Origin of the sequence: Phenylobacterium sp., from assembly GCF_036263695.1 — a bacterium.
Taxonomy (GTDB): Bacteria; Pseudomonadota; Alphaproteobacteria; order Caulobacterales; family Caulobacteraceae; genus Phenylobacterium.
Map to the genome: position 1 here is coordinate 1 of NZ_DATAGM010000172.1, position 7185 is coordinate 7185.

General features: G+C 72.7%; 10 protein-coding genes. 4 read left to right on the forward strand and 6 right to left on the reverse strand.

The window, feature by feature from the left end:
* A partial coding sequence (locus VHK87_RS07065) for an amidase family protein (protein ID WP_329634196.1) occupies window positions 1–339 on the forward strand: 339 nt, incomplete at its 5' end.
* Here VHK87_RS07065 and dut read toward each other — a convergent pair.
* Window positions 336–791, reverse strand: a complete 456-nt coding sequence (dut, locus tag VHK87_RS07070; RefSeq protein ID WP_329634197.1) for a dUTP diphosphatase — start codon at window positions 789–791, stop codon at window positions 336–338. The two genes, VHK87_RS07065 and dut, sit on opposite strands and share 4 nt — an antisense overlap.
* Window positions 788–1975: a bifunctional phosphopantothenoylcysteine decarboxylase/phosphopantothenate--cysteine ligase CoaBC gene (coaBC, locus tag VHK87_RS07075; RefSeq protein ID WP_329634198.1), complete on the reverse strand. Its 1188-nt coding sequence runs from the start codon at window positions 1973–1975 to the stop codon at window positions 788–790. The genes dut and coaBC overlap by 4 nt, the downstream gene beginning before the upstream one ends.
* A gap of 120 nt (window positions 1976–2095) precedes the next feature.
* On the opposite strand from coaBC, the gene VHK87_RS07080 reads away from it, so the two are divergent.
* Complete coding sequence (locus VHK87_RS07080) at window positions 2096–2641, forward strand: hypothetical protein (protein ID WP_329634199.1); 546 nt, start codon at window positions 2096–2098, stop codon at window positions 2639–2641.
* Between the two features lie 166 nt (window positions 2642–2807).
* Here VHK87_RS07080 and ubiB read toward each other — a convergent pair whose 3' ends face one another.
* From ubiB to VHK87_RS07095, 3 genes are read right to left on the reverse strand one after another with little or no spacing between them, the layout of a single operon-like run.
* The gene (gene ubiB, locus VHK87_RS07085; RefSeq protein ID WP_329634200.1) at window positions 2808–4316 is read right to left on the reverse strand and encodes a 2-polyprenylphenol 6-hydroxylase; all 1509 of its coding nucleotides are present in this window, start codon (window positions 4314–4316) and stop codon (window positions 2808–2810) included.
* A gap of 4 nt (window positions 4317–4320) precedes the next feature.
* The gene (locus VHK87_RS07090) at window positions 4321–5076 is read right to left on the reverse strand and encodes a class I SAM-dependent methyltransferase (protein WP_329634201.1); all 756 of its coding nucleotides are present in this window, start codon (window positions 5074–5076) and stop codon (window positions 4321–4323) included.
* 48 nt (window positions 5077–5124) lie between these two features.
* Window positions 5125–5502, reverse strand: a complete 378-nt coding sequence (locus VHK87_RS07095; RefSeq protein ID WP_329634202.1) for a glycine zipper 2TM domain-containing protein — start codon at window positions 5500–5502, stop codon at window positions 5125–5127.
* A 133-nt stretch (window positions 5503–5635) separates the two neighbouring features.
* Between VHK87_RS07095 and mutM the strand changes: the two genes are divergently transcribed.
* On the forward strand, window positions 5636–6499 hold the full coding sequence (mutM, locus tag VHK87_RS07100; protein WP_329634203.1) for a bifunctional DNA-formamidopyrimidine glycosylase/DNA-(apurinic or apyrimidinic site) lyase: 864 nt from the start codon (window positions 5636–5638) through the stop codon (window positions 6497–6499).
* Window positions 6500–6506: 7 nt separating this feature from the next.
* Here the strand turns inward: mutM and VHK87_RS07105 are convergent, their stop codons facing one another.
* Window positions 6507–6764 (reverse strand): hypothetical protein, encoded by a 258-nt coding sequence (locus VHK87_RS07105; protein ID WP_329634204.1) that lies wholly within the window; start codon window positions 6762–6764, stop codon window positions 6507–6509.
* Between the two features lie 89 nt (window positions 6765–6853).
* Between VHK87_RS07105 and VHK87_RS07110 the strand changes: the two genes are divergently transcribed.
* Window positions 6854–7185: TraB/GumN family protein (locus tag VHK87_RS07110; protein WP_329634205.1), on the forward strand; the 332-nt coding region annotated here is incomplete at its 3' end.

The window sequence follows — 7185 nt, forward strand, 5'->3', positions numbered from 1 at the left end:
CTGCGGCAGGAGACCGGCGAGCTGTTCCGCCGGTTCGACGTGCTGATGGCTCCGATCGCGCCGGTGGCCGCGTTCAAGCACGACCGGCGGCCTTTCGACGCCCGCAAGCTGAAGGCTTCGGACGGCAAGGAACACCCCTACACGACCATGCTGGGTTGGATCGCCCTGGCCACCGCCTGCCACCTGCCGGCGACGGCGGTCCCCGCGGGCCGCACCCGCAGCGGCCTGCCCGTGGGCGTGCAGCTGATCGAGCCGTACGGCGCGGACTCCAAGACCCTGGGCGTGGCCCAGGCGCTGGAGGAACAGGTGCGCGGGTTCGAGGCGCCGCCCGAGGGCTAGCCCACGCCCGTCGAACCAAATCCTCCCGCCCCGCGGGCGGTCTCGTCGAGGGTCTCGACCTCCGCCCACTCGGCCTGAACGACGGGGGCGATCACCAGCTGGGCGATGCGGTCGCCGCGGCGGATGGTGACCGGCTCCTGGCCGAGGTTGATCAGGATCACCTTCACCTCGCCGCGGTAGTCGGCGTCGACGGTGCCGGGCGTGTTCAGGCAGGTCACCCCCTGGCGGGCGGCCAGGCCCGATCGGGGCCGCACCTGGCCCTCGAAGCCGGGGGGCAGGGCGAAGGCCAGGCCCGTCGGGACCGGGAATCGCTCCCCCGGCTGCAGCACGATCGGCGCGCTCTCTTCGACCGCTGCGCGCAGGTCCATGCCGGCGGCCAGCGCCGTCTCATAGGCTGGCAGCGGCAGGCCCTCGCCGTGCGGCAGGCGGATGATCGGCACGCGTGGGTTCACGTCAGCTCCTCGGCGATGCGTCGGGCGAGCCTGAGGGCCACCTCATCCTTGGGGGCCTTCTCCCAGCGCTCGATTCCTTGGGCCCTGACGATGGAGACGGTGTTCTCGGTCCCCCCCATCACCCCCGGCTGGCTGACGTCGTTGGCGACGATCCAGTCGCAGCCCTTCTTCGCGAGCTTGGCCTGGGCGTAGGTCTCCACGTCGTTGGTCTCGGCCGCGAAGCCGACAACGAGGCGCGGGCGCCGGTCGCTCCTGGACAGGGTCGCCAGGATGTCCGGGTTCTCAACAAGCGTCAGCGGCGGAGCCGGGCCTGCGCCCTTCTTGATCTTCGAAAGGCCGGTCCCGTCCGGACGCCAGTCTGCGACGGCGGCCACGCAGACCGCGATGTCGGCCGGCAGGGCGGCCTCGCAGGCGGCCAGCATGTCCCGGGCGGTCTGCACGTCCACCCGCTTCACGCCGGGCGGCGCCGGCAGCGCCGTCGGCCCGGAGACCAGGATCACCTCGGCGCCGAGGCGGCCCAGCGCCTCGGCGATGGCGTAGCCCTGCCGGCCGCTGGAATGGTTGGAGAGGAACCGCACCGGGTCGATCGGCTCCACCGTCGGCCCCGCGGTGACGATGGCCCGTCGGCCGGCGAGCGGCCGGCCGACGTCGCCCGCCAGCATGCCCTGTATGGCCTCGAAGATGGCCGCAGGCTCGGCCAGGCGACCCTCGCCGAACTCGCCGCAGGCCATGGCGCCCTCGTCCGGCCCCACGAAGCTGACGCCGTCGGCCTTCAGCGTGGCCAGGTTCCGCTGGGTGGCCGGATGGGTCCACATCCGCACGTTCATGGCCGGGGCCATCAGCACCGCCGTGTCGGTCGCCAGGAGCGTGGTGGAAGCCAGGTCGTCCGCCAGGCCGTTCGCCGCCTTGCCCATCAGGTCGGCGGTGGCGGGGGCGACGACGATCAGGTCGGCGGAGCGGGAGAGCTCGATGTGGCCCATCTCCGCCTCGTCGGTCAGCGAGAAGAGGTCGGAATAGACCTTGTCCTCGCAGATCGCCGACAGCGACAGGGGCGTCACGAACTGGGCCCCGGCCTTGGTGAGGATGGGCCGGACCTCGATCCCAGCCTTGCGCAGGAGCCTCGCCAGCTCCAGCGCCTTGTAGGCCGCGATGCCGCCGCCGACGATCAGCAGAACCCGCTTCAAGGCTTTGGCCTCACGCCCGTTGGACCGGCCCTTCCCTTAAGCCAAGCGAGGCCGCTGGACAAACCGTCGCATCTGTTCTTTATTCGTTCTCAACAACCATAACAGGTGATGGAGGCGAAGATGGTGGCGTGGAGTAAGGCGCTCGCTTCGGGCGCGGTGCTGCTGGTGGTTGCGGCGTGCGACAACGGCCCGTCTGCGGTGGCCAAGACAGAACCGCGCGAGTCGCAGCGGCTGGCGAGCGCGGAGGCCGAGCCGGCGAGGGATCGGACGGAGAGCCGTCGCGAGGACCGCCGGGACGATCCGGTCCCGCAGGTGGACGGCAAGCCCATGTGGTCGGCGAGCCGTGAGCGGAGCGCCGAGGAGAACGCCCGCCGCGCCTTCGAGCGCAACGGCGAGGCCTTCGGCGCCGATAGCCTCGACGAGTTCGTGAAGACCGCCCACGCCTTCGTCGGCGACCCGCCGGCCGGTGCGCAGACCCTGACCCGCGCCAACGGCGACGTGCTGATCTACGACCCCAAGGCCAACGTCTTCGCCGTGAAGACCCGCGACGGCGCCCCCCGCACCCTCTTCAAGCCCGACGAGGGCGCGGCCTACTGGCAAGAACAGAAAGACCGGGAAGCGCGGCGCTCCGCCAGCGCAGGCGGGCGCGGCGACCGCGAGGGGTAGGTATGGGCTGGGATGGAGACCGCGTTACGGCAGTCTACATCCTCGCCAGCCGGCGCAACGCGACCCTCAGCTTCATGCCGGCCACCCATCCTGAAGAGGCCGGGCCTACCGCCACGGATGGGTCGCCGGGACAAGCCCGGCGATGATGGAGGGGGAGAGCGGCGCGTTAAGTGAGAAGCGCGGCGATCCACGCCGCCGTCCCCGCCAGCGCCGCGCCGAGCAGCACCCACGGCCACCGCGGTCGCGTCGCCGGTTCGACAACGGCGACGGTGGTTCCGGCGGGCTCCGTCTCCAGCCGGCGGCGTAGGGCCTGCAGGGTCGCGAGCGCCTCCTCCCCGACGCGGCGGGCCTGGGTCAGCGGCGAGAGCTCGCGGGCCATCCAGCGGCGGACCACGGGGTCGGCGGCGGCCCAGATGTCGTGGTCGGGGTCGATGCGGCGGGCGACGCCTTCGACGGTCATCATGGTCTTCTGCAGCAGCACGAGCTCGGGCCGCAGGCGCATGTCGAAGAGGGCGGTGATCTCGAACAGCTGGGTCAGCACGCGGCTCATGGAGACCTCGCTGGCGGCGCGGCCGAACACCGGCTCGCCGACCGCCCGCAGGGCCTGGGCGAACAGGGCCACGTCGTGGGTGCGGGGCACATAGCCGGCGTCGAAGTGCACCTGGGCGACCCGCTCGTAGTCGCGGTCCAGAAAGCCCCACAGGATCTCGGCCAGGTAGCGCCGCTCGGCCGGGCCCAGCCGGCCGATGATGCCGAAGTCGACGGCGGTGATCTGGGCCGGCGGGGCGGCGAACAGGTTGCCCTCGTGCAGGTCGGCGTGGAAGACGCCGTGGTCCAGCGCCTGGGCCAGGAAAGCGCGCGTCAGGTTGTCGGCCAGCGCCTTACGGTCGAGGCCCGGCTGCTCGAGGGCGGCGGGATCAGAGAGCGGCCGCCCCTGCGCCCACTCCAGGGTCAGCACCCGCTTGCCGACCCCCTCCCACATCACCTTGGGCGCCCGCATGTAGGCGTCCCGCGCCATCACCTCGCCCAGCTGGTCCGCGCCGGCGGCCTCGAGCCTAAGGTCCAGCTCCAGCTCGGTGGCACGGATCACCGTGGCGGCCAGGGCGCGGGGCTCCAGCCGCCGCGCCGGGATGCTCCAGCGTTCGACGATCCGGGCGGCCAGCGCCAGCACCTCGGAATCCTCGGCGATGCGTCGCTCGATCCCTGGCCGCAGCACCTTCACGGCGACCGGTCGGCCGTCCAGCAGGGTCGCCTCGTGCGCCTGCGCCAGGGACGCGGCGGCCACCGGCCCGCCAAAGGTGGCGTAGAGGCTGTCGATGGGGCGGCCGAGCTCGGCCTCGACGGCGGCGCGCGCGGCCTCAGTGGGAAAGGGGTCCAGCCGGTCCTTCAGCCGCGACAGGTCCTCGGCGAACTGGCCGCCGAAGATGTCCGCCCGCGTCGACAGCAGCTGACCCAGCTTGATCGCCACCGGCCCCAGCCGCTCCAGCGCTCGGGCCAGGCGCTCGCCGGGGCGACCGACCTTGGCCTCGGGACCGGCCGCCACGCGGGTGACGTTGGCGAGTGTTCGGACCCCGCCGGCGTAGAGGTGGTCGAACTCGCGCGGCAGCAGGGCGTCGTTGCGCACCAGCATCCAGGCCGCGCCAATCAGACGGGCGAACGCGGCGGGCCCGCTCATGGCGTCAGACCGCCCAGCCGTGGTGCAGGGCGGCGACGCCGCCGGTGAAGTTGGTGTAGCCCACGCGGGAGAAGCCGGCCTCGCCGATCATCGCCGCGAACCGGCGCTGGTCGGGGAAGCGGCGGATGCTCTCCACCAGGTACTGGTAGGCCTCCCGATCGCCGGTGACCTTCTCGCCGACGGCGGGGATCACCTTGAAGGAGTAGGCGTCGTAGGCTCTCTGCAGCGCCTCGGTGATCGGCCGCGAGAACTCCAGGCACAGGAACCGCCCGCCGGGCTTCAGCACCCGCCGCGCCCCGCGCAGGGCGGCCGCCACGTCGGTGACGTTGCGGATCCCGAAGGCGATGGAGTAGGCGTCGGCGCTGGCGTCCGGCAGCGGCAGGCGCTGCGCGTCGCCAACGGCCCAGACGACCTCGGGCGGAAACCCCTTCTCGCGCCCCGCCGCGATCATCTCGCCGTTGTAGTCGACCACCAGGACTTCGGCGTCGGCGCCGCCCCGGCGTTCCTGCGCCCGGCGGGCGAGCCCCGCGTACCGGCGGGCCATGTCGCCGGTGCCGCCGGCGCAGTCGACGATCCGCTCCCCCGGCTGAGGGTTGAGGCGGGCGGCCATGGCGTCTTTCCAGAGCCGGTGGACGCCCGCGCTCATCAGGTCGTTCATCAGGTCGTAGCGGCGGGCCACGCTGTCGAAGACCCCGCGCACCAGGCGGGGCTTCTCCTCAGGGTCCACGTCGCGATAGCCGAAGGTGGCGCTTTCACTCATCGGCTGAGGTCTTAGACGCCCGCGGGCGCGGGCGCCAGCGACCGGCGACTACCGCCGGCGATCGTAGCGGTCGTAGCGGTCGTAGCGGTCGTAGCGATCGTACCGGTCGTAGCGCTGGTAGCCGTAGCTGCGGGCGCGGTTGTGCTGCATCTGGCAGCCGATGGCCGAACCGGCCGCGGCGCCGACGAGGGCCCCGGCCACGGTCTCGGCGGCGGGCTTGTTGCCCCCGACCTTGTTGCCGACCACGCCGCCGACCAGGGCGCCGATCACGGCTCCGGCTTCCTGCTTGCCGCCGGGCGCGGCGCAGCGGGTCACGCCGCTGATCCCTTGGGCGCTGGCGGCGCTGGGCACGCTGGCGGCCAGCATGCCGGCGGCCGCCACGGCGGCGGCGGCGAAGCCCATGCGCTTGGAATTGGTGGTGAGCATGTCTGTCCCTCCTGACGGTTCACTCCGACGGGACTTAGCGTGCCGAGCCTGAACGCGTTTCGAGCCGTCCGTTCAGGCGCCGTTCAGCCGGCCTCGCTTGCGGACCGGCCCGCGCCCGTGCCAAGCCGGCGGCATGCCCGAGCTGCCAGAGGTCGAGACCGTCCGCCGGGGCCTGGAGCCGGTGCTCTCCGGCGCGCGGCTCGGCCGGGTCGAGGCCCGGCGGCCCGACCTGCGCTTCCCGCTCCCGGAGGGCTTCGTCCAGCGGCTGACCGGCGCCCGGATCCTGCGGCTGGATCGCCGGGCCAAGTATCTGCTGGCGCCGCTGAGCGTCGGCGAGACGCTGATCATGCATCTGGGGATGACCGGCCGGTTCGAGATCGCCCGGCCGGAGGGCGCCGTGCGGCCCGGCGAGTTCCACTACGCCGCCGACCCCGATCCCAAGCACGCTCACGTCGTGTTTGAGACCGAGGCGGGCGCCCGCGTCACCTATTACGACCCGCGCCGGTTCGGCTACATGGCGCTGGTCGAGACGTCCCTGATGGACCTGCACCCCTGGTTCGCCGGCCTCGGCCCCGAGCCGCTGTCGGGCGGCTTCGACGCCGCCCGCCTGGCCCACGCCTTCGAGGGCCGTCGCCAAGGGCCCAAAACCCTGCTGCTCGACCAGAAGATCGTCGCCGGCCTCGGCAACATCTATGTCTGCGAGGCGCTGCACCGGGCGCGGATCTCCCCCTTCCGTCCGGCGGGACGGATCTCGCGGGCGAGGTTGGAGCGGCTGGTGGTCGCCGTCCGCGAAGTGCTGGAGGCGGCGATCGCGGCCGGCGGCTCCTCCATCAGCGACTACGCCGCCGCCGATGGGGCTCTCGGCTATTTCCAGCACAGCTTCCGGGTCTACGACCGCCAGGGCCGGCCCTGCCCGAACGAGGGCTGCGACGGCGTCATCGCCCGGCAGGTGCAGGCCGGGCGCTCCACCTTCTACTGCCCGAGGTGCCAGCGCTAAGGGCGGGTTATTCCCGCGCCGCCTGCTGGTCTTCCGGGTTGTCGACGGCGTCCCCCGGATCTTGGGTGTCGGGGCCGAAGCTGCGGGTCTTCTCGCCCGCCGGCGTCACGCCCGGCGCGTCGTGAGCTGTGATCTCGCCGCCTTCGGCCCGGTCCGCGCCTCCGCCCAGTCCGCCGGCGCCGTAGCCGGTTCCCTTCGCGGTCCCACCGCCTGGCGCTGGCGGCTTAGGTGTGCCGCCGGGCCCGCGTTCGTCCTGCTCTCTCATCAAGGCCTCCTATCCGACCGAACTGCCGGGCGCGCCCGCCCGTTCCGCGCCTCTGGCGAAGCGGACGCACCGTCCCTAAGCTCGGCCGCATGTGGAGAGTTGTCATCGCCGCGGCGCTGCTGACGGTCGCGGCCGGACCGGCCTGGGCCAAGCCGCCGGTCTGGATCGTCCGGGACGCGGATTCCGAAATGGTGCTGTTCGGCTCGGTGCACGTCCTCCCGGCCGGACTCGACTGGCGGCCGGCGGCGCTGAGCCAGGGCCTGGCCCGTGCCGACGACCTCTGGTTCGAAATGCCGATGGATGGCGCGTCCGAAGCCGAGTCGAGCGTCCTGGCCGCGCGCCTAGGGATGCTGCCGGCCGGCCGCAGCCTGCAGCATCTGGTGCCGCCGAAGACGTGGGAGCGGCTGCTTTCGGCGGCGCA

Coding starts and splice junctions, on each gene's coding strand:
- VHK87_RS07080 (WP_329634199.1), top strand. CDS start 2,096: ATGGTGGCGTGGAGTAAGGCGCTCGCTTCGGGCGCGGTGCTGCTGGTG.
- ubiB (WP_329634200.1), bottom strand. CDS start 4,316: ATGAGCGGGCCCGCCGCGTTCGCCCGTCTGATTGGCGCGGCCTGGATG.
- VHK87_RS07090 (WP_329634201.1), bottom strand. CDS start 5,076: ATGAGTGAAAGCGCCACCTTCGGCTATCGCGACGTGGACCCTGAGGAG.
- VHK87_RS07095 (WP_329634202.1), bottom strand. CDS start 5,502: ATGCTCACCACCAATTCCAAGCGCATGGGCTTCGCCGCCGCCGCCGTG.
- mutM (WP_329634203.1), top strand. CDS start 5,636: ATGCCCGAGCTGCCAGAGGTCGAGACCGTCCGCCGGGGCCTGGAGCCG.
- VHK87_RS07105 (WP_329634204.1), bottom strand. CDS start 6,764: ATGAGAGAGCAGGACGAACGCGGGCCCGGCGGCACACCTAAGCCGCCA.